The 20,400-nt window shown below is 42.3% G+C and carries 14 protein-coding genes and 3 rRNA genes; 14 read left to right on the forward strand and 3 right to left on the reverse strand.

Features of this window, described 5'->3' with window-relative positions; all coding sequences use genetic code 11:
- Positions 1 to 77: 77 nt before the first annotated feature.
- From LG336_RS06665 to LG336_RS06675, 3 genes are read left to right on the forward strand one after another with little or no spacing between them, the layout of a single operon-like run.
- Positions 78 to 683 carry an ECF transporter S component gene (locus LG336_RS06665; protein WP_404331782.1) on the forward strand — a complete coding sequence of 202 codons (606 nt, stop codon included), beginning with the start codon at positions 78 to 80 and terminating at the stop codon, positions 681 to 683.
- Entirely contained in the window at positions 664 to 2,376 is a 1,713-nt protein-coding gene (locus LG336_RS06670) for an ABC transporter ATP-binding protein (RefSeq protein WP_404331783.1), read from the forward strand. Before LG336_RS06665 ends, LG336_RS06670 begins: the two co-directional genes overlap by 20 nt.
- Positions 2,360 to 3,139 (forward strand): energy-coupling factor transporter transmembrane component T family protein, encoded by a 780-nt coding sequence (locus LG336_RS06675; RefSeq protein ID WP_404331784.1) that lies wholly within the window; start codon positions 2,360 to 2,362, stop codon positions 3,137 to 3,139. Before LG336_RS06670 ends, LG336_RS06675 begins: the two co-directional genes overlap by 17 nt.
- 98 nt (positions 3,140 to 3,237) lie before the next feature.
- Here the strand turns inward: LG336_RS06675 and LG336_RS06680 are convergent, their stop codons facing one another.
- Positions 3,238 to 4,149: a ferritin family protein gene (locus LG336_RS06680; protein WP_404331785.1), complete on the reverse strand. Its 912-nt coding sequence runs from the start codon at positions 4,147 to 4,149 to the stop codon at positions 3,238 to 3,240.
- Positions 4,150 to 4,285: 136 nt separating this feature from the next.
- Here LG336_RS06680 and LG336_RS06685 point away from each other — a divergent pair, with 136 nt between their 5' ends.
- The 9 genes from LG336_RS06685 (at position 4,286) to LG336_RS06725 (ending at position 15,890) form a co-directional block, all read left to right on the forward strand.
- Entirely contained in the window at positions 4,286 to 4,636 is a 351-nt protein-coding gene (locus LG336_RS06685; RefSeq protein ID WP_404331786.1) for an ArsR/SmtB family transcription factor, read from the forward strand.
- Positions 4,637 to 4,670: 34 nt separating this feature from the next.
- Positions 4,671 to 5,684 carry a permease gene (locus LG336_RS06690; RefSeq protein WP_404331787.1) on the forward strand — a complete coding sequence of 338 codons (1,014 nt, stop codon included), beginning with the start codon at positions 4,671 to 4,673 and terminating at the stop codon, positions 5,682 to 5,684.
- Positions 5,685 to 5,723: 39 nt separating this feature from the next.
- Positions 5,724 to 5,957: a thioredoxin family protein gene (locus LG336_RS06695; protein ID WP_404331789.1), complete on the forward strand. Its 234-nt coding sequence runs from the start codon at positions 5,724 to 5,726 to the stop codon at positions 5,955 to 5,957.
- A gap of 595 nt (positions 5,958 to 6,552) precedes the next feature.
- Positions 6,553 to 8,052, forward strand: a complete 1,500-nt coding sequence (locus LG336_RS06700; RefSeq protein ID WP_404331790.1) for a malate:quinone oxidoreductase — start codon at positions 6,553 to 6,555, stop codon at positions 8,050 to 8,052.
- Between the two features lie 555 nt (positions 8,053 to 8,607).
- Positions 8,608 to 10,206 (forward strand): 16S ribosomal RNA (locus LG336_RS06705).
- Between the two features lie 287 nt (positions 10,207 to 10,493).
- Positions 10,494 to 13,452 (forward strand): 23S ribosomal RNA (locus tag LG336_RS06710).
- Between the two features lie 102 nt (positions 13,453 to 13,554).
- Positions 13,555 to 13,670: ribosomal RNA gene (rrf, locus tag LG336_RS06715) — 5S ribosomal RNA — on the forward strand.
- Together the 16S, 23S and 5S rRNA genes form the textbook arrangement of a ribosomal RNA operon.
- Before the next feature lie 205 nt (positions 13,671 to 13,875).
- Positions 13,876 to 14,301 carry an ASCH domain-containing protein gene (locus LG336_RS06720; RefSeq protein ID WP_404331791.1) on the forward strand — a complete coding sequence of 142 codons (426 nt, stop codon included), beginning with the start codon at positions 13,876 to 13,878 and terminating at the stop codon, positions 14,299 to 14,301.
- Between the two features lie 713 nt (positions 14,302 to 15,014).
- A complete protein-coding gene (locus tag LG336_RS06725; protein WP_404331792.1) occupies positions 15,015 to 15,890 on the forward strand; it encodes a GyrI-like domain-containing protein in 876 nt (291 codons plus the stop codon).
- Between the two features lie 215 nt (positions 15,891 to 16,105).
- On the opposite strand, the gene LG336_RS06730 is transcribed toward LG336_RS06725, so the two are convergent.
- On the reverse strand, positions 16,106 to 16,672 hold the full coding sequence (locus tag LG336_RS06730; protein WP_404331793.1) for a TetR/AcrR family transcriptional regulator: 567 nt from the start codon (positions 16,670 to 16,672) through the stop codon (positions 16,106 to 16,108).
- A gap of 165 nt (positions 16,673 to 16,837) precedes the next feature.
- On the opposite strand from LG336_RS06730, the gene LG336_RS06735 reads away from it, so the two are divergent.
- Positions 16,838 to 17,764 carry a DsbA family protein gene (locus LG336_RS06735; RefSeq protein WP_404331794.1) on the forward strand — a complete coding sequence of 309 codons (927 nt, stop codon included), beginning with the start codon at positions 16,838 to 16,840 and terminating at the stop codon, positions 17,762 to 17,764.
- A gap of 81 nt (positions 17,765 to 17,845) precedes the next feature.
- Here the strand turns inward: LG336_RS06735 and ndk are convergent, their stop codons facing one another.
- Positions 17,846 to 18,307, reverse strand: a complete 462-nt coding sequence (gene ndk, locus LG336_RS06740) for a nucleoside-diphosphate kinase (RefSeq protein ID WP_404331795.1) — start codon at positions 18,305 to 18,307, stop codon at positions 17,846 to 17,848.
- A 344-nt stretch (positions 18,308 to 18,651) separates the two neighbouring features.
- Here ndk and LG336_RS06745 point away from each other — a divergent pair, with 344 nt between their 5' ends.
- Positions 18,652 to 20,325 carry a M4 family metallopeptidase gene (locus LG336_RS06745; RefSeq protein ID WP_404331796.1) on the forward strand — a complete coding sequence of 558 codons (1,674 nt, stop codon included), beginning with the start codon at positions 18,652 to 18,654 and terminating at the stop codon, positions 20,323 to 20,325.
- The last annotated feature ends 75 nt before the right edge of the window (positions 20,326 to 20,400 follow it).

Genomic DNA, 20,400 nt, shown 5'->3' on the forward strand with positions numbered 1-20,400 from the left:
TGAAGCTTCCACCAGTGGGGGCCTCGTCCCCACTGATGGGTGAGGTTTTTAAAATACTTTTTAAGGAGTTCATCAAAATGACAACTAAATGGAATTTACGTGAAATTGTTCTTATGGCGATACTTGGTGTCGTATTTGCTGTCATATACCTATTCTTTTTCACCGTTGGAACGGGTATTACCAACATCCTAACACCATTTGGCTTAGGGCCTTTTGGATATGAAGTGATATTCGGGATTTGGTTTATTGTCTCAATTATTACGGCCTACATCATTCGTAAGCCAGGAGCAGCACTTATCTCTGAAACAATTGCCGGGGGTGTTCAAGTCCTATTAGGTTCACCAGCAGGTCCGATGTTAATCGTTTCAGCTTTTATTCAAGGACTGGGTGCCGAAGCTGCTTTTGCTGCAACAAAATATCGGAAGTATTCTACAGTTGTTCTTGTTGCGGCAGGCGTTGGACCAGCTGTAACTAGCTTTATCTGGGGCTTGTTTCATTCTGGAAATATTGCATTATCCCTTCCGCTGCTTAGCGCGATGCTAATTGTTCGGGTAATCAGCGGAGCCTTGATAGCTGGTTTGTTAGGAAAGTGGATCACGGAAAGATTAGCAGACACGGGTGTGTTAAGAAGCTATGCGCTTGGAAAGGAGTGGCAGTCAAAACGTGAGCATAAAGCATCATAAGCCACTTATTTCAGTAGAGAATTTCTCGTTTGGCTATGATAACGACAAGGAGCCGCTACTAAAAAATCTGACATTAATGATTCATCAACAAGAAAATATTCTTTTGATCGGACCAAGCGGTTCTGGTAAAAGTTCACTATCTCTTTGTTTAAATGGCCTTTATCCTGAAGCAGTTGAGGGGTATGCAAAAGGAGAAATTTTTTATAACGGAACGCCTTTGAGTCATTTTAAAAAGGGAGAAATCAACAAAGAAATTGGGGTTGTTTTTCAAGATCCTGAGAGTCAATTTTGTATGGTTACGGTCGAAAATGAATTAGCGTTTACGTTAGAAAATATCCATGCACCACGAGAAGAGATGACCGGAAAGATTGACGCCATTTTAAATGCCGTTGGGCTTATCGAAGAAAAACATCGACCAATCCATGAATTATCAGGTGGGAATAAGCAAAAGGTAGCCCTTGCCTCTGTTCTGCTTTTAAATCCTAGGTTATTGATCTTGGATGAACCGACAGCAAACCTAGATCCAGCTTCCCGGTTTGAGTTTATTGAATTAATCCATTCGTTAAAACGAGAGCGGGGTTTTGCACTGTTCATTATTGACCATCAGGTAGATGATTGGCTTCCTATGGTGGATCGTGTGATGGCCATCAATAGAGATGGAAGCATCTTTTTAGAAGGATCACCAGAGGATGTGTTTTATAACGAAGCCGAAAAGTTAAAAGAACAGGGGATTCATATCCCTAGAATCGTAGAAACCGTTCTTGAAGCCCATGGAGGAAAGGTCCCTGAAGCCAATCGTCCCTTAACTGAAGAGAACTTAGGATTATGGATTAATTCCAATGGACATACTTTGAAATCGAATGATAGAAAAGTCCAAACCGGTGGCAAAAGTGAAGTTTTATCAATAAGGAATGTCTCGTTTTCAAGAGGGAAGAAGTCGATTTTGAAAGAAATGAACCTTTCACTATATTCGGGAGAACTAATTGCCATTGTCGGTAAAAATGGGGCCGGGAAGTCGACGTTATTGCAGGTAATGTCAGGAATTTTGACGCCCAAAACAGGAAGTCTTTTGCTTTTAAATAAAAAGTATGAAGCGTGGTCAGAGCATGAAATGAGAAAGGTCATGGGCTATGTGTTTCAAAACCCTGAACACCAATTTATTACGGATACTGTTTACGATGAAATGGCGTTTGGAATGAAGCTAAACCGTGTAAATCAGGACAAAATCGAGCAAAACGTCAACCAACTGCTCAAACGCTTTCATCTAACATCACATAAATGGAGCAATCCCTTTGCTTTAAGTGGTGGACAAAAACGGCGTTTAAGTGTGGCGACGATGTTAGAGGATACACCAAGTGTTTTACTGTTCGACGAACCGACATTTGGCCAGGATGCACAAACAACGGAAGAATTAATGAACATGATTCAAGCGTTACAAAAACAAGGGACAGCGATTGTATTCGTTACTCACGACATGGACTTAGTCGACAAGTATTGTGAAAAAGTGTATGTCGTGAACGGAGGGGAAATGAGCTTCAACGGTCAACCGGATGAACTTTGGGAAAGACCGGAAATACTCGATGAAGCGAAACTAAGACTTCCTTTCCGAGTTAGAGTCAATCAGTTGCTTGGAAACCCTAATCGAAACGAGAAAAAACGGGGAGTTGTGCGGGCGCATGCTAACATCCATTAATCCAACCATGAAGGCTTTTGCTATATTGATTCCAGCACTGCTCTTAGCGTTTACGTTCGATCCGCTGACACCGTTTATCTATTTCGTATTCACCGTTGCCGTGACCTTTCTCTTTAGCGATGTGGCTTTCAAGCGATGGATCGTGATTTTTTCACCTTTTCTTTTATTAGCCTTAAGCTTTGCTTGGATGACGATGCTCCATCCTAGCGATGCTTTTTCAGGTGGGGACGTGTTATTTTCCATTTGGTCGTTTCAAGTCACATCAGAAAGTTTTTGGACTGGAATTTCATTAGGCTTACGTTCTCTTTCTTTCGCAGCGTTATCTTTATTGTTTATCTTAACGACCGACTCCACAAAGTTTATGTTAAGTTTAATGCAGCAATGTAAGCTGCCGCCAAAAATAACTTTTGGGATTTTAGCGGGTTATCGATTCCTCCCGACTTTTCGTTATGAGCTTCAAGTATTGAGGCAAGCCCATCGCATTCGGGGTGTAGGGAGGGCAAAAGGGGTGAAGGAGCGTTTGCATCAGTTTCGGCGCTATGCAATTCCTCTTCTAGCCAATGCGATCCGGAAAGCAGAGCGAGTAGCTCTTGCGATGGAATCAAAAGGATTTACCGGAGAAACTGACCGAACACATTATCATGAAATGACCATCCATAAACGTGACTGGGTGTTTGTTAGTGTTTTTTTTGTAATGGTTTTTCTGAGTATGTATTTGTCTTATCAGCTTGGTTTTTTAAATATTTTCGGGAAATCTTTTTAAGGATTAAAAAGAAGGCAACGAACCCCCTTGAGGGGCGTTGCCTTTTTACATTTCTTTTAATAGACTGCTCAATGTAAAGTTGATTATGTGAAAATATATTAATGTCTATTAAGTCCTCTTTCAAATGCTGCAAGATGGTTCATAGAGGCATTACGTAGTTGACTAAAGACAATTCTTACATCATTCGGGATGTTTAGCGATAAAAAACGATCGTACATTGATATGTTTTCTAGTTCCCCTTGAACGCCTGCAGCATATGCAGCCTTAATATTTTCTGGAGTTGTAACAAAGGACTGAGAAATATCATTAGGTAATGGGACTTGATACCGTTCGAAAAGGGGTAATAATGCAGTAATATGTCTCTTTTCTGCTTCTCTAATCTGTACAAAAGTCCTTACATTGCCAAAGGTTCCAATAATGTTATTATATCTTGCTTGTGCCAAATACTCGTCCTGAAGGGCATAAGTCAACATTTGTGGTAAGGACAGGGATGAAGCGCTTAAAGCTCCTTTAGCACCATAGTTTTCAATTTGTCTATTAGGATGTGTACCCCGGGAATTTTTTGAAGAAAAAAACAAAAACCATACCGCGTGATTTTGTTCATCTGATGCTGCACGTCGAAATCTATCTTTAATGGTAGGATCCTGTGCTTTATCTGAGATGTCTAGATAAAAATCTACAGCCTCTTGTTCATCTTTAAAGGCAAATTCAATGCCTGCTCCATATTGATTTGGGCAATCCTCGATGACCTGATAAGATGGCTGTCTCCCTGTTAAAGTCGTATAAATTCTACTGAATTCTTCAAGATGTCTTTTTTCATCTTTTTGGATTTCAAGTATTGTGTTTTTTTCATCTTGTGTTGGTGCCATGTTGGCCAATTTCTCGTAACAAGCAACAGCACTATACTCGGCATTAATTGCTTTTTGGATATCAGGTACTAGTCGCGTATCAGGTGCTGTCCGGTCAAAATTATAATAAGACGGAACATAATAGTGTTGATTTGAATACATGATTGTCCTCCTCCTGTGTAACTTTCAACATATTTTATGCTTTGTTGATTTATAGGTTCACTTGTCATAAAACCGTCAATTACAAAACTATAAAACTAGAAAAATAGTTCTATAATAAAACTAAGGAGATGATTCTATGGAAGCAGGTTGGAGCTTGAAATCAAATGAGGAAATGTTTGGGGTTCGTAAAGAGGCTGAGAAACAATTTCCAATGATGTTAAACAATGACGAGTTGGAAGGTTCAGCAGCGTTTTTTAAAGGCTTGGCTGATGAAACCAGGTTGAAAATTATTTCCTTATTGTGGCTGGAAGACTTGTGTATGTGTGGAATTGTCGCTGCATTAGAAGGAGCCAGTTCCACTATCAGCCATCATCTTAAAATTATGGAAAAAGGCGGAGTGATTGAATCTAGGCGCGAGGGGAAGTTTACGATTTATCGTGTAAACAAACTGAAACTCACACCAGTCTTCCCTCTTCCAAACAAATAACAAAGTATTCGTTTGGCTAAACAATTTTAGGGAGATGGGTACCGTGATTATTTTTGAATGGTTTAACAGCCAGCTGCTCAAAATGGAGTGGCTATATAATTTAGTTACGATACTAATAGAAAAAGGCTTTGGGCTGGATTCCACTAGTAGAGTCGGGGGAAGTATTCACTTCTTTATTTATGACGTAATTAAAATCTTTATCTTGCTGTCTGTGCTGATTTTCATCATATCGTATATTCAAAGCTTCTTTCCACCCGAGAGAACAAGGCGAATATTAAGTCGCTTTAAGGGGCTTACAGCCAATATTTTAAGTGCGTTACTCGGAACCGTTACTCCATTTTGCTCTTGCTCATCCATTCCGTTGTTTATTGGGTTTACAAGCGCGGGGCTCCCAATTGGAGTGACCTTTTCATTTTTAATATCCTCGCCATTGGTTGATTTAGCCTCCGTTATTTTACTTGCGAGTATTTTTAACTGGCGGATTGCGATTGCTTACGTTGTGGTTGGTCTTGTTCTTGCTGTTATTGGGGGAACGATTATCAGTAAATTGAAGCTTGAGAAGTATGTTGAGTCGTTTGTGTTTAGTAATCAAATGATTAGTGCGACTCAAGAAGAGTTGACCACCCGTGACCGAATCGAGTATTCAAAGGCTCAGGTCGTAGAAATCATCCAAAAGGTGTGGTTGTATATCCTGATTGGTGTTGGCATTGGAGCTGCAATTCATAACTGGATTCCTGAATCGATCATCACTGCATTGCTTGGTCAGGATAAATGGTACTCAGTTCCGTTAGCAACTATCATAGGAATTCCGATGTATGCAGATATATTTGGGACACTTCCAATTGCAGAAGCCTTGGTTGCGAAAGGGGTAGGTGTTGGCACTGCTTTAGCATTCATGATGAGTGTAACGGCACTTTCACTTCCATCGCTCATCATGTTGAAAAAGGTTGTCAATACCAGATTATTAGTCATTTTTATTGGGATTGTCACAATCGGGATTCTGCTTATTGGCTATGCGTTCAACACCTTTGGTCATTTATTGTTGTAAAGGGTAGAAAGAATATTATTATGAAGGAGAGAGTATGGCATGATTATAAAAATTTTAGGTACAGGATGTAAAAAATGTGTTCAATTAGGTGAAAACACGGAAGTGGCGCTTAAAGAGCTAGGGAGAAAAGCTGAAGTCGTGAAAGTAACAGAGATTCCGGCCATTATGGCTTATGGCGTTATGTCTACCCCTGCATTAGTCATTGATGAAAAAGTAGTTTCTGCAGGCAAGGTTTTGAAGCCGAAAGATATTGTTAAAATTCTTGAGAAATAAGGTGCAAGAATTCTAGGTTGAATAGCTAATCAGTACAAGTATACCGGAATAGTCACAGGTTGGTAAAAACTGTTAAATAAAAAGGATAAATCACTCACAAAAGTTGGCATACAATATTTTGTGAGTGTTTTTTTGTTGTATTTTCTAAAACTGCTAACCTCTGAAACATTTACGGATTATCTCATTGATAATAAGGGATAGGTATATTTTAGAAGTAATTCATTACTAGGAAACAGCTATAGAGCGAAAGTTAGTACTATTTGCATGCTTACTAAATAATTTTATATTTGATTCATCAAGCATTTGGTGATATATATGATTCAGGGAGTCTCCTCAAGGGAAGGCAAATCCATTTGTAAGGGTTTAATCTAAGCTCTTTAGAGAGGAAGAATTTGGTTTTCAATTTTGGCTTTTAGTTGTTCGGGAGCTTTGCGAAAGTACTTCTCACTTTTCACCAGCTTTTAAATAATTTATAATTATCATATAATAGTAGATATTTGAACAATTTAGACAGAGAATGTGTGGGAGGAAATAATGACCTTCTCGGTTACGCCTGCACTTTTTCTGCAAATTCTAGCGATAGGGTTGGTAAAAAATGAGCAACTTACAGAAAAAAACAGACGTTATCTTAATTGGCGCAGGTATCATGAGCGCGACTTTAGGGTCTTTACTGAAAGAGTTAGCACCAGAATGGGAAATCAAAGTATTTGAGAAACTTTCAAAGCCAGGAGAGGAAAGCTCTAACGAATGGAATAATGCTGGAACGGGGCATGCAGCACTTTGCGAACTAAACTATACAACAGAAAATGCAGACGGATCTATTGATATTAGCAAAGCTATTTCGATTAACGAGCAGTTTCAGATTTCTAGACAGTTTTGGTCTTATCTGGTAAATAGCAATCTCATTCGTAATCCAGAGGATTTTATCAGAGCCATCCCGCATATGAGTCTAGTACACGGTGAGGAAAATGTTGCTTTTTTAAAGAAACGTTTTAAAGCGCTATCAGATATTCCTCTTTTTCAAGGGATGGAATTCTCCGATTCTCCTGAAAAACTGAAGCAATGGTTGCCATTGGTCATGGAAGGGCGTACATCAGATGAACCAATAGCGGCAACAAAAATTGACTCTGGAACCGATGTCAACTTCGGGGCCTTAACACGCATGCTTTTCGACCACTTAAAGAAAAAAGACGTCGAGATGAACTATAATCAAAGTGTTGAGGATATTAAACGTTCTAGCGACGGATCCTGGGATGTGAAAGTAATTAACCTCATAACCGGTCAAGTCGAACATCATAAGACAAAGTTTGTCTTTATTGGCGGTGGGGGTGGAAGTCTACCGTTACTTCAAAAAACCGGTATTCCTGAATCAAAACATATCGGAGGATTCCCTGTTAGTGGATTGTTTATGGTATGTAACAACCCGGAAATTGTTGCACAACATCATGCAAAAGTATATGGGAAAGCAAAGGTCGGTGCACCGCCAATGTCTGTTCCGCACCTTGACACAAGATATATCGACAATAAAAAATCGTTGCTGTTTGGACCGTTTGCCGGCTTCTCACCGAAGTTTTTAAAAACGGGTTCGAATATGGATTTAATCGGGTCCGTTAAACCGAATAATGTTTTAACCATGTTGGCGGCAGGTGCAAAAGAGATGTCCTTGACCAAATACTTGATTCAGCAGGTCATGTTAACAAAGGAACAGCGCTTGGAAGAATTACGTGAATTTATCCCGAACGCTAAAGCGGAGGATTGGGATCTAATTGTAGCAGGCCAACGTGTTCAAGTAATTAAAGATACTGCAGAAGGCAAAGGAACGCTACAATTCGGTACGGAAGTAATCACTTCTGCGGATGGTTCGGTCGCAGCGCTACTAGGCGCATCTCCAGGTGCATCTACTGCTGTTAACGTAATGCTCGAGATCATTAACAAGTGCTTCAAGGAACAAATGCTAGAGTGGGAACCAAAAATCAAAGAAATGATTCCGTCTTATGGCGTATCTTTAATGGAAACCCCAGACCTACTACACAAAGTGCATACTTCAACAGGACGAACGCTTGGCTTAAGTAAGAGAGAGCCGGTTTTTAGTTGAAAAGAGCAGGGTCTTTTAATCACATTTTAAAATCATTCGTTCACGTTGAACCTTTAGTCCTTTTATAGGATTGGAGGTTCTTTTTAATAGGTTCGAAAGAGAGGTAAGATGACGCATGGGACGGAGGGACAGGTTCATTGTCCCAGATACCCTCAGACCTCTTTTTTTGGATATTAGTAAGACTGTAAAAAATTTCTATTGATTTCATAATAGAAAGGATGGTATTCTATTTTAGCTGCTTCAGACAGCAACGAAAAAAACTCATCAAAATACTTTTTTGATAAAGTGTTGACGAGTTGGTTTTTATGATATATAGTAAGTATCTGTTGTTGATGACAGCAACGGATTCATTAAATAAATTATATTAAAATAATATTTTAGTTGATTTATTGAAATGGATATGATATATTAATGAATGTCGCTTCTGAGCGGCGCTAAAGTGAATTGTTCTTTGAAAACTAAACAAACAAGCGTCAACAAACAATATTTATCATGTTTCTTCTATGATTATAGAAAAACATGAGCCAACGTTTTATTTTATGAGCTAATCACTCTTTATTGGAGAGTTTGATCCTGGCTCAGGACGAACGCTGGCGGCGTGCCTAATACATGCAAGTCGAGCGGATCTGAGGGAGCTTGCTCCCAAAGATTAGCGGCGGACGGGTGAGTAACACGTGGGCAACCTGCCTGTAAGACTGGGATAACTCCGGGAAACCGGGGCTAATACCGGATAATTCATTTCCTCTCATGAGGGAATGCTGAAAGACGGTTTCGGCTGTCACTTACAGATGGGCCCGCGGCGCATTAGCTAGTTGGTGAGGTAACGGCTCACCAAGGCCACGATGCGTAGCCGACCTGAGAGGGTGATCGGCCACACTGGGACTGAGACACGGCCCAGACTCCTACGGGAGGCAGCAGTAGGGAATCTTCCGCAATGGACGAAAGTCTGACGGAGCAACGCCGCGTGAGCGATGAAGGCCTTCGGGTCGTAAAGCTCTGTTGTTAGGGAAGAACAAGTACCGGAGTAACTGCCGGTACCTTGACGGTACCTAACCAGAAAGCCACGGCTAACTACGTGCCAGCAGCCGCGGTAATACGTAGGTGGCAAGCGTTGTCCGGAATTATTGGGCGTAAAGCGCGCGCAGGCGGTCCTTTAAGTCTGATGTGAAAGCCCACGGCTCAACCGTGGAGGGTCATTGGAAACTGGGGGACTTGAGTGCAGAAGAGGAGAGTGGAATTCCACGTGTAGCGGTGAAATGCGTAGAGATGTGGAGGAACACCAGTGGCGAAGGCGACTCTCTGGTCTGTAACTGACGCTGAGGCGCGAAAGCGTGGGGAGCGAACAGGATTAGATACCCTGGTAGTCCACGCCGTAAACGATGAGTGCTAAGTGTTAGAGGGTTTCCGCCCTTTAGTGCTGCAGCAAACGCATTAAGCACTCCGCCTGGGGAGTACGGCCGCAAGGCTGAAACTCAAAGGAATTGACGGGGGCCCGCACAAGCGGTGGAGCATGTGGTTTAATTCGAAGCAACGCGAAGAACCTTACCAGGTCTTGACATCCTCTGACAACTCTGGAGACAGAGCGTTCCCCTTCGGGGGACAGAGTGACAGGTGGTGCATGGTTGTCGTCAGCTCGTGTCGTGAGATGTTGGGTTAAGTCCCGCAACGAGCGCAACCCTTGTCCTTAGTTGCCAGCATTCAGTTGGGCACTCTAAGGAGACTGCCGGTGACAAACCGGAGGAAGGTGGGGATGACGTCAAATCATCATGCCCCTTATGACCTGGGCTACACACGTGCTACAATGGATAGAACAAAGGGCAGCGAAGCCGCGAGGTCAAGCAAATCCCATAAATCTATTCTCAGTTCGGATTGCAGGCTGCAACTCGCCTGCATGAAGCCGGAATCGCTAGTAATCGCGGATCAGCATGCCGCGGTGAATACGTTCCCGGGCCTTGTACACACCGCCCGTCACACCACGAGAGTTTGTAACACCCGAAGTCGGTGGGGTAACCGGGGGCAAAACTTAGCATCTTATTATATTTAAAGGAAGCTAAGTTTTGCCCCTGGAGCCAGCCGCCTAAGGTGGGACAGATGATTGGGGTGAAGTCGTAACAAGGTAGCCGTATCGGAAGGTGCGGCTGGATCACCTCCTTTCTAAGGATAATGTCGTAAGGACATTCGGAATGCGAATCTTCGGTTCGTAATAGCAAATTTAAAAATTTGCACTAAGCGAATTTTTAAATTCGCACTGTTGACTGCTTGTTTGTTTAGTTTTGAGAGTGCAATTCTCTCAAAGCGTATTTATTTGTTCCTTGAAAACTAGATAATCGTAAGTAAGAAGGCAAAAGTAAAACACACATTTGTATCGCTTTTTTCTCTCTTTTATTAAAAAGAGAAACCATAGACTTATTGTCTAATAGAGACGAATAAATTCGTCCATAGGTTAAGTTAGAAAGGGCGCACGGTGGATGCCTTGGCACTAGGAGCCGATGAAGGACGGGACTAACACCGATATGCTTCGGGGAGCTGTAAGTAAGCTTTGATCCGGAGATTTCCGAATGGGGAAACCCACTGTTCGTAATGGAACAGTATCTTTACCTGAATACATAGGGTATTGAAGGCAGACCCGGGGAACTGAAACATCTAAGTACCCGGAGGAAGAGAAAGCAAATGCGATTCCCTGAGTAGCGGCGAGCGAAACGGGATTAGCCCAAACCAGAAGGCCAAGCCTATCTGGGGTTGTAGGACACTCAACATGGAGTTACAAAGGAACGGGGTAAATGAAGTGGTCTGGAAAGGCCCGTCAAAGAAGGTAAAAACCCTGTAGTTGAAACTTCGTTCCCTCCTGAGTGGATCCTGAGTACGGCGGGACACGTGAAATCCCGTCGGAAGCTGGGAGGACCATCTCCCAAGGCTAAATACTCCCTAGTGACCGATAGTGAACCAGTACCGTGAGGGAAAGGTGAAAAGCACCCCGGAAGGGGAGTGAAAGAGATCCTGAAACCGTGTGCCTACAAGTAGTTAGAGCCCTGTGCATATTTCCTTCGGAAAATGCCGGGTGATAGCGTGCCTTTTGTAGAATGAACCGGCGAGTTACGATTACATGCAAGGTTAAGTCGAGAAGACGGAGCCGCAGCGAAAGCGAGTCTGAATAGGGCGAATAAGTATGTGGTTGTAGACCCGAAACCAGGTGATCTACCCATGTCCAGGGTGAAGGTAGGGTAACACCTACTGGAGGCCCGAACCCACGCACGTTGAAAAGTGCGGGGATGAGGTGTGGGTAGCGGAGAAATTCCAATCGAACCTGGAGATAGCTGGTTCTCTCCGAAATAGCTTTAGGGCTAGCCTCACGAAGTGAGAGTCTTGGAGGTAGAGCACTGTTTGGACTAGGGGCCCTCATCGGGTTACCGAATTCAGACAAACTCCGAATGCCAATGACTTATCCGTGGGAGTCAGACTGCGAGTGATAAGATCCGTAGTCAAGAGGGAAACAGCCCAGACCACCAGCTAAGGTCCCAAAGTATACGTTAAGTGGAAAAGGATGTGGAGTTGCTTAGACAACCAGGATGTTGGCTTAGAAGCAGCCACCATTTAAAGAGTGCGTAATAGCTCACTGGTCGAGTGACTCTGCGCCGAAAATGTACCGGGGCTAAACGTATCACCGAAGCTGTGGGTGGACATCTTACGATGTCCGCGGTAGGAGAGCGTTCTAAGGGCGTTGAAGCTAGACCGTAAGGACTGGTGGAGCGCTTAGAAGTGAGAATGCCGGTATGAGTAGCGAAAGATGGGTGAGAATCCCATCCACCGTATGCCTAAGGTTTCCTGAGGAAGGCTCGTCCTCTCAGGGTTAGTCGGGACCTAAGCCGAGGCCGAAAGGCGTAGGCGATGGACAACAGGTTGATATTCCTGTACCACCTCTTTATCGTTTGAGCAATGGGGGGACGCAGGAGGATAGGGTAAGCGCACTGCTGGATATGTGCGTCTAAGCAGTTAGGCTGGTAACGAGGCAAATCCCGTTACCGCGAAGGCTGAGCTGTGATAGCGAGGGAAATATAGTACCGAAGTTCCTGATTCCACACTGCCAAGAAAAGCCTCTAGCGAGATGAAAGGTGCCCGTACCGCAAACCGACACAGGTAGGCGAGGAGAGAATCCTAAGGTGAGCGAGAGAACTCTCGTTAAGGAACTCGGCAAAATGACCCCGTAACTTCGGGAGAAGGGGTGCTTTTTAGGGTGTTAAAGCCTTGAAAAGCCGCAGTGAATAGGCCCAGGCGACTGTTTAGCAAAAACACAGGTCTCTGCGAAGCCGCAAGGCGAAGTATAGGGGCTGACGCCTGCCCGGTGCTGGAAGGTTAAGAGGAGAGGTTAGCTCACGCGAAGCTTTGAATCGAAGCCCCAGTAAACGGCGGCCGTAACTATAACGGTCCTAAGGTAGCGAAATTCCTTGTCGGGTAAGTTCCGACCCGCACGAAAGGCGTAACGATCTGGGCACTGTCTCAACGAGAGACTCGGTGAAATTATAGTACCTGTGAAGATGCAGGTTACCCGCGACAGGACGGAAAGACCCCGTGGAGCTTTACTGCAGCCTGATATTGAATTTTGGTACAGCTTGTACAGGATAGGTAGGAGCCTTGGAAGCCGGAGCGCCAGCTTCGGTGGAGGCGTCGGTGGGATACTACCCTGGCTGTATTGAAATTCTAACCCGCACCCCTGATCGGGGTGGGAGACAGTGTCAGGTGGGCAGTTTGACTGGGGCGGTCGCCTCCTAAAATGTAACGGAGGCGCCCAAAGGTTCCCTCAGAATGGTTGGAAATCATTCGCAGAGTGTAAAGGCACAAGGGAGCTTGACTGCGAGACCTACAAGTCGAGCAGGGACGAAAGTCGGGCTTAGTGATCCGGTGGTTCCGCATGGAAGGGCCATCGCTCAACGGATAAAAGCTACCCCGGGGATAACAGGCTTATCTCCCCCAAGAGTCCACATCGACGGGGAGGTTTGGCACCTCGATGTCGGCTCATCGCATCCTGGGGCTGTAGTCGGTCCCAAGGGTTGGGCTGTTCGCCCATTAAAGCGGTACGCGAGCTGGGTTCAGAACGTCGTGAGACAGTTCGGTCCCTATCCGTCGTGGGCGCAGGAAATTTGAGAGGAGCTGTCCTTAGTACGAGAGGACCGGGATGGACGCACCGCTGGTGTACCAGTTGTCTTGCCAAAGGCATCGCTGGGTAGCTATGTGCGGACGGGATAAGTGCTGAAAGCATCTAAGCATGAAGCCCCCCTCAAGATGAGATTTCCCATAGCGTCAAGCTAGTAAGATCCCTGAAAGATGATCAGGTTGATAGGTCAGAGGTGGAAGCGCGGTGACGTGTGGAGCTGACTGATACTAATCGATCGAGGACTTAACCATTTATTGATATAAATAGTTTTACCTTTACTTCTTACACATTATCTAGTTTTGAAGGAACAAAGTTTTTTGCGACAGCAAAATATCTATCCTTTAATTAAATAGTCTGGTGGCGATAGCGAGAAGGTCACACCCGTTCCCATGCCGAACACGGAAGTTAAGCTTCTCAGCGCCGATGGTAGTTGGGGGTTTCCCCCTGTGAGAGTAGGACGTTGCCAGGCAAAACGAAAGAACAGCTGATTATCGGCTGTTCTTTTTTATTTTTGCTGTTCCCAACAAGCAGTATATGCTAATTGCTAAAGACCCCAACCTAAGTAAATGTCCTGACGCTCATTAGTTGACGTGAGTGAGATTGACTTATTCATAATACTTTTCAAGGGGACAACCTATTAACAAACAGAACTTGGATATGTGGAGGGCGAATGAATGAAGGTTCTATCGATGATTCAACCCTGGGCAAGCCTTTTTGTCCGTCGAGAGGCAAAATATGAATCAAGGTCATGGAGAACAAATTATCGAGGACCTTTGGCGATACATACTAGTAAAAAAATAAATAAGGCAGTTTGTGGACATGTAGCCATACAGTCGTTACTAGGGAAGCATGGGTACACAATAGAGAATCTTCCAACTGGCATGATTATAGCTGTATGTAGACTTGAAAGTTGTTTGAAAGTAACCAAAAATTACGAGACATGGGCTACCGTAGAAGATAGAAAAAGTGTTTCGCGAAATGATTACTTTCTGGGTGATTTTAGAGTGGGTGGATACGCCTGGGAAGTTCGAGATATGAGAGTTCTTGATGAGTTTTTCTCATCTAAAGGAAAACTTGGATTATGGGAGTATTCTTTATGAATTTTTCCTCCTAACATAGCGAGGAAACCTGCTCCTCGGGTAGACGAGCCAATCTCCAGCAAGACAACCGTAGAATGCACTTCATAAGACGTATGAACCCGAAATCTAGCAGGGACCCGGAAGAAACCCGTTTCATAAGTCGGTAAACTGAAAAGGCAAACAGGGCTCAATTAAGCTTCTTCGTAAAAGGCCTATTGATGAACTTCAACTACTTTATAATTTCTCCCCAGTATTTCGCCAATCCGCTTTTTGGACTCTATAACCTTACACCATCATGAATAACGTTGGCTGTGATTTTTTCAGTCGGAAAAAGAAGTTGAAACTCCTTCACACTCCTTATAAGCTGGGGTTTAATTTAAAAGAACAATTGCTAGTTGTGGTCTATAAAAATCGAGGAGAGTTGAGGGACGGATGAAACTCTATTGTATAAATGTTATCGTGAAATTTTTGGCGGGTTCATGCCTAAAATGAAAACATTTTGTGTCTGAATACAATTTTTTTGTAGAGTACCCAAAGGAGGACCATAGTTATCATCCTGCTCACTTCTTGTTGTTCTAGTGAATCAATCCTATCTTACGCAATTGCAGGGATGAAATTAAAAATAGCGCTCTATAAGTGTGGTATTTAAATAAAAGTATCCGATAGAAAGTAACACAAAAAGTCGGATGGTTTCCATGAATTCCTGTTAATCTATGGATATAGGAGGTCAGGGAATGGATTCGCTAAGAAATATGAATAGTGCCATAGAGTATATTGAAGATCATCTAACGAATGAGGATATCGATTATAAGGAAGTTGCGAGGATTGCTCTTTGCTCAGAGTACCATTTTAAAAGGATGTTTTCATTTCTGGCTGGGATTCCATTATCAGAATACACTCGTCGAAGACGGCTAACACTTGCTGCTTTTGAGCTTCAAAACAGTGACATTAAAATCATAGATGTGGCTGTTAAATATGGGTATAACTCACCTGATGCTTTTACGAGGGCTTTCCAAAGTTTACATGGTGTGAATCCATCAGAAGCGAGACACACTGGTCGTCCATTAAAGGCTTTCCCGAGAATGGCCTTCCAATTGTCCATTGAAGGAGGAAGAGAAATGAATTATCGCATTGAAGAAAAACGCAACTTTCATATTGTTGGAATTATGGACAGAGTTCCGATTGTTTTTCATGGGGAAAATCCAGCAATCACAGCGATGTGGAAAAGGTTAGACATGGAGAAGATAAAGAAATTAAAAGAGCTTTCGAATGTAGAACCTCTTGGAATTATCCAGGCATCTACGAACTTTTCAGAAGGACGAATGGAGGAAACAGGGGAGCTTGACCAATACATTGGGATTGCGACAACGAAGGATAGCCCGGAAGGATTTACTCAACTAGATGTTCCTTCCTTAACATGGGCAGTATTTGAGTCGGTCGGTCCTTTTCCAGAAACAGTGCAGAGCACCTGGGGGCGAATTTATGCTGAGTGGTTCCCATCTTCAAGCTACCAACAAATTGAAGGACCAGAGATGCTAAGTATAAAAACTAAAGATCTAATTTCGCCAATGGTTCAAAGCGAAATTTGGATTCCCGTCCAGAAAAAATAGCGAGTTAGGAAACGAATTCTTCAGCTTTCTGCTAGGTAAAACAGGCAAATGCTATCGAGTGATCAGCTTGGTAGTTAGAGACGGAGGGACGGTACCTTGTCTCATGTAAAATCCTTGTGAAGGTTGTGGAAACAACCTTCACAAGGATTTTTGACTTTGCATGGGCTTTTCTCTTTTATTAAGTATGTTAGTAGATGGTAAATATATGACCCTTGTTAGGTATCAGAGCCAAGGCTAATTCCAGCTAGGATGTTAGGGAGCGCTGGCCTGATAAATTTCTCCGGTGGGACATTACTATTTCTCCGCCATTCAACAGAAGCTCCGTACATGCCCCAGCTTAATATTACCGCTGTAAGTTTTAGTGTTTCGTCTTCTTCTGTTTTATTTTGTACTAACAATCGTTTATAAAAAATAACTTCAAGTTGTTCACGGATAATCCTGGCAATCGTATCTTCATAACCGCGATGACAACGGTTGGATAGCGCCCCTTGAAAATTCGTAATAGCCAGGAAGATATGAATCATACAATCCTCATTAAGTTCATTTTCCTCGATAATATTCCTATCTAAATTTATCAACAATACTTCAGATAATACCTTTTCCAGTAAATCATAGATATCCTCAAAGTGATAATAGAAAGTGGCACGATTAATCATTGCCTCTGTTGTAATATCCTTAACTGTAATATCCTTGAATTCCTTTTTACTAGAAAGTTCAATGAATGAATCCATGATTAATCTGCGGGTACGAAGAACTCGGGGGTCTGTCTTTGCTTGGCTCATACCGAATTTCCCTCCTCTTTTTCAACAATTTCCTGTATGTGTTGGATAAACAACAAATCCGTTGAATTATTGGTGTAGATTGTTTTCATTATTTACTAGAATGGCATTATAACGCAAATGGGACGCCTTCAATACGTCCAATATAAAGCAAAGGGGAGAAACAAGTTGAAAAACAATAATATGATGTGTGATTTGGAAACAGGTGTATGTGGGGAAGTTGAAGGTGATGAAATGCAGTTCATTGATTTCAATCAACCAAAGAAAACAGTTGAACTTTATTATGTGACGGACCCAATTTGCTCCCATTGTTGGGCACTTGAACCCGTTCTTCGCCGGTTTATCGAGCAGTATGGAGATTATTTTCACTTCCATACGGTGATGGGAGGATTGCTGGAAAAATGGGGAGACGGACCAGTTGATCCGGCAAATGGAATCTCAGGACCTGGGGACGTTGCTGGTCATTGGAGAGAAGTGGGGGAATCTTCTAGGATGCCAATTGATGGATCCCTTATGGTAACTAATCCAGTTCAGTCATCGTACCCACCTTCTCGTGTATTTAAAGTCATTCAACAACAACATGATGATGGGAAGGCATTTGAATATCTGCGTCGTGCCAGAGAAACGCTTTTTGCCTTTAATCAAAATATTGCCAAGAAGTCCGTTATGATTGAAATCGTCAATAAGCTTGGGCTTAATGGTGAAGCCATTGTAACTGAAGCAGAAGGTCCAAACGGACAACAATTATTAAATGAGGATTTTGCTCTTACGAGAGACCTTGGTGCCAGAGGATTTCCGACTATTATAATGGTTAATGAAGAGAACAAAGGGATTAAAATTGTAGGTGGGCGCTCGTTTGAGTCCTATGTTGAAGGTTTAAAGCAAGTTCTAAAGAAGGACGAATTACAACCGAAACCACTACCTTCTCTTTCTAGCTTACTTGAAAAAGAAAGACTTTTATTTTCAAAAGAAATTGAAGTGATGTATGGGGTTGAGAAATCAGAGATGAAATCTTTTATTGAAAAAGAACTTTCAGCTAATTGTTATCAAGTGAAGGAAATTTTAGGGGAATTCTATTATACAACAACAAAATAAATAGGAGATATGAACCAGTTAAAAAATAAATTTACTATTAAAAATCCCCTTCGCTTTTTAGAAGGGGATTTCCTACATTTATTAAACTGATTTTCGATCTTCGAATGGGAAATCATCCTCTAAGCGACGTCTTCTTAGCAGACCGAAAAAGTTTTCAATTTCGCGTTCGGCACTTTCGAGTGAATCAGAACCGTGAATGACATTTTCTTCTTTGCTATTAGCAAAATCACCACGAATGGTTCCTGGCAAAGCCTCAGTTGGACTTGTTTTTCCAATCATGAGACGCGATACCTCAATGATATTTTCACCTTCCCACACCATAGCAAAAACAGGACCAGATGTTATGAAGTCGACTAATTCACCAAAAAATGGCTTATCTTGATGTTCCATATAATGATACTCCGCTTTAGAGCGGTCCATTGTCATAAGCTCCGCATTTAATAAGCTAAATCCCTTTTGTTCAAAGCGCTTGATAATTTCTCCCGTTAGCCCTCGTTTCACCCCGTCAGGCTTTACCATGATAAATGTGCGCTGTCGTGTCATACAATCACCTCTAAAAATTTAATTTTATCAGAACCAGTTGAAAGAACGCTCTAGCACCGACTTTGATTCTGCACACTATCATTATGGGAATAAATGAAAAATTTCAAACCTTCCTTTCTACATACCAATAGGCAATGGGACATGGGTACGTGAATATCCAGGTTTAGATACAACTCTCTTTCAGGTAAAAAAGACTAGTAAACTGGGTTATCTTTCCAATAAGGAAAATAGTTTAGGTAAAATTTACCAATTTTTTAATAATTTAAAAGGTTCAAATTATTCATTTAAACCATTTGATTTTATTCTATAATATTGTTTACCAAATTAATTAGGGGGTCGAAATAATGAAGAAAAAGGTGATTGCACCTGTTGTTTTATCATCAGCGTTATTGTTTGGAGCTGTCCCAATGAGCAGTGTGTTTGCAAACTCTGAGACTACTGTAAGTAGTGTACAAGCTCAAAAAGTATGGAATGAGAAGGCAAATGTTCCTGTTTTCGTCAAGGAGGAGCATGCAGAGAAATTCTCAGCTAGTACTTCTAGTAATGCATTAAACTATCTAAAGAAAAATGAATTGAAAACAGGAGTTAAAAACGCGGATAAAAACTTAAAGGTAAAAAATGTTGCGAAAGACGAATTAGGCATGACTCATGTTCGTTTTAACCAAGCGAAAAATGGCGTTCCTGTAGAAGGAGCTGAAGTCATTGTTCATTTTAATAAGAACGACGAAGTGGTAGGGGTAAACGGTAGAGTGAATCAAACTCTAATTGACGATACATTGGATACGACTGCTTCCCTCAGCGCAGCAGAAGCCCTTGAAATTGCGAAATCTACTGTAAATGCGCCTGAAGAATTTACATACAATCCGACAGCAGAACTTGTTGTTTATCCATTTGAAGGTAAAAACCACACCGCCTTTAAAGCGAATGTGAACTTCATGGGAGATGCACCTGGTAACTGGTTTGTTTATGTAGATGCAAACACTGGGGATGTTATCGACAAATACAATGGCATCATGCATGCAGACGAAATTAAAACCCAAAAGGGAGCAGGATTAGGTGTACATGGAGAACATCGAGAACTGCATATCTCCCATGTTAAGGAAGATCAATCAGGCACACAATTCGCATTAGCGGACTTTTCCCATCCAAATCTTGAGGGCATTTTGACTTACGATTCTAAAAATGATGGAAATACTAGAAATGATACTCTATTCACTGGGAATTCTGCTTCTTTTATGAGCGATTATGACCGTGCCGCTGTAGACGCACATTATAACTCCGAAAAGGTATATGAGTATTATCTGAATGAGCATGGCCGCAATTCCCTCGATGGTGAAGGAATGGCAATCAAATCATATGTCCACTATGGAAATAACTATAACAACGCATTCTGGAATGGCGCTTGGATGACCTATGGAGATGGAGATGGTGAGTTCTTTATTTCCCTCTCTGCTGGACTTGATGTTGCCGCACATGAAATGACTCATGGTGTTATCTCTAAAACTGCAAATCTGCAGTACCGCAATCAATCTGGTGCTCTAAATGAATCAATTGCTGATATCTTTGGTGCACTTGTTGACGATAGTGATTGGGAAATGGGTGAGGACATTATGGCACCAGCTGCGAAAGCGGACGGTGTAACAAGATTGCGTAGTTTAAGTGATCCAAACAGTGTCGTTGTAAGCAACGCAGCTAGGGCGGCGTATGCTACAGATGATAGAAAAGTTTACCCTGATCACATGGATGAATATTACGATATGCCACTTAATGTAGATAATGGTGGTGTTCACGTGAACTCATCAATTACAAACCATGCGGCCTACTTGATTGGTGAAGAAATTGGTAGAGAAGCGTTAGGAAAAATCTTTTATCGTGCACTAACCGTTTATTTAACACCAACATCTAACTTTAGCGATGCACGTGTTGCTGTTGTTCAGGCTGCAACTGACCTTTATGGTGAAGAAAGCGCAGAAACAGCTGCAGTAAATGCTGGATTTGACGCAGTAGGAATCTACTAAAATAGGAAGAACTCTTTAAGGCTACACCCCAATAAATGGGGTGTAGTTTTTTTGATGTTGGGAGATGTAATCCTA

Source organism: Mesobacillus maritimus (genome assembly GCF_044803185.1).
GTDB lineage: Bacteria > Bacillota > Bacilli > Bacillales > Cytobacillaceae > Mesobacillus_B > Mesobacillus_B maritimus_B.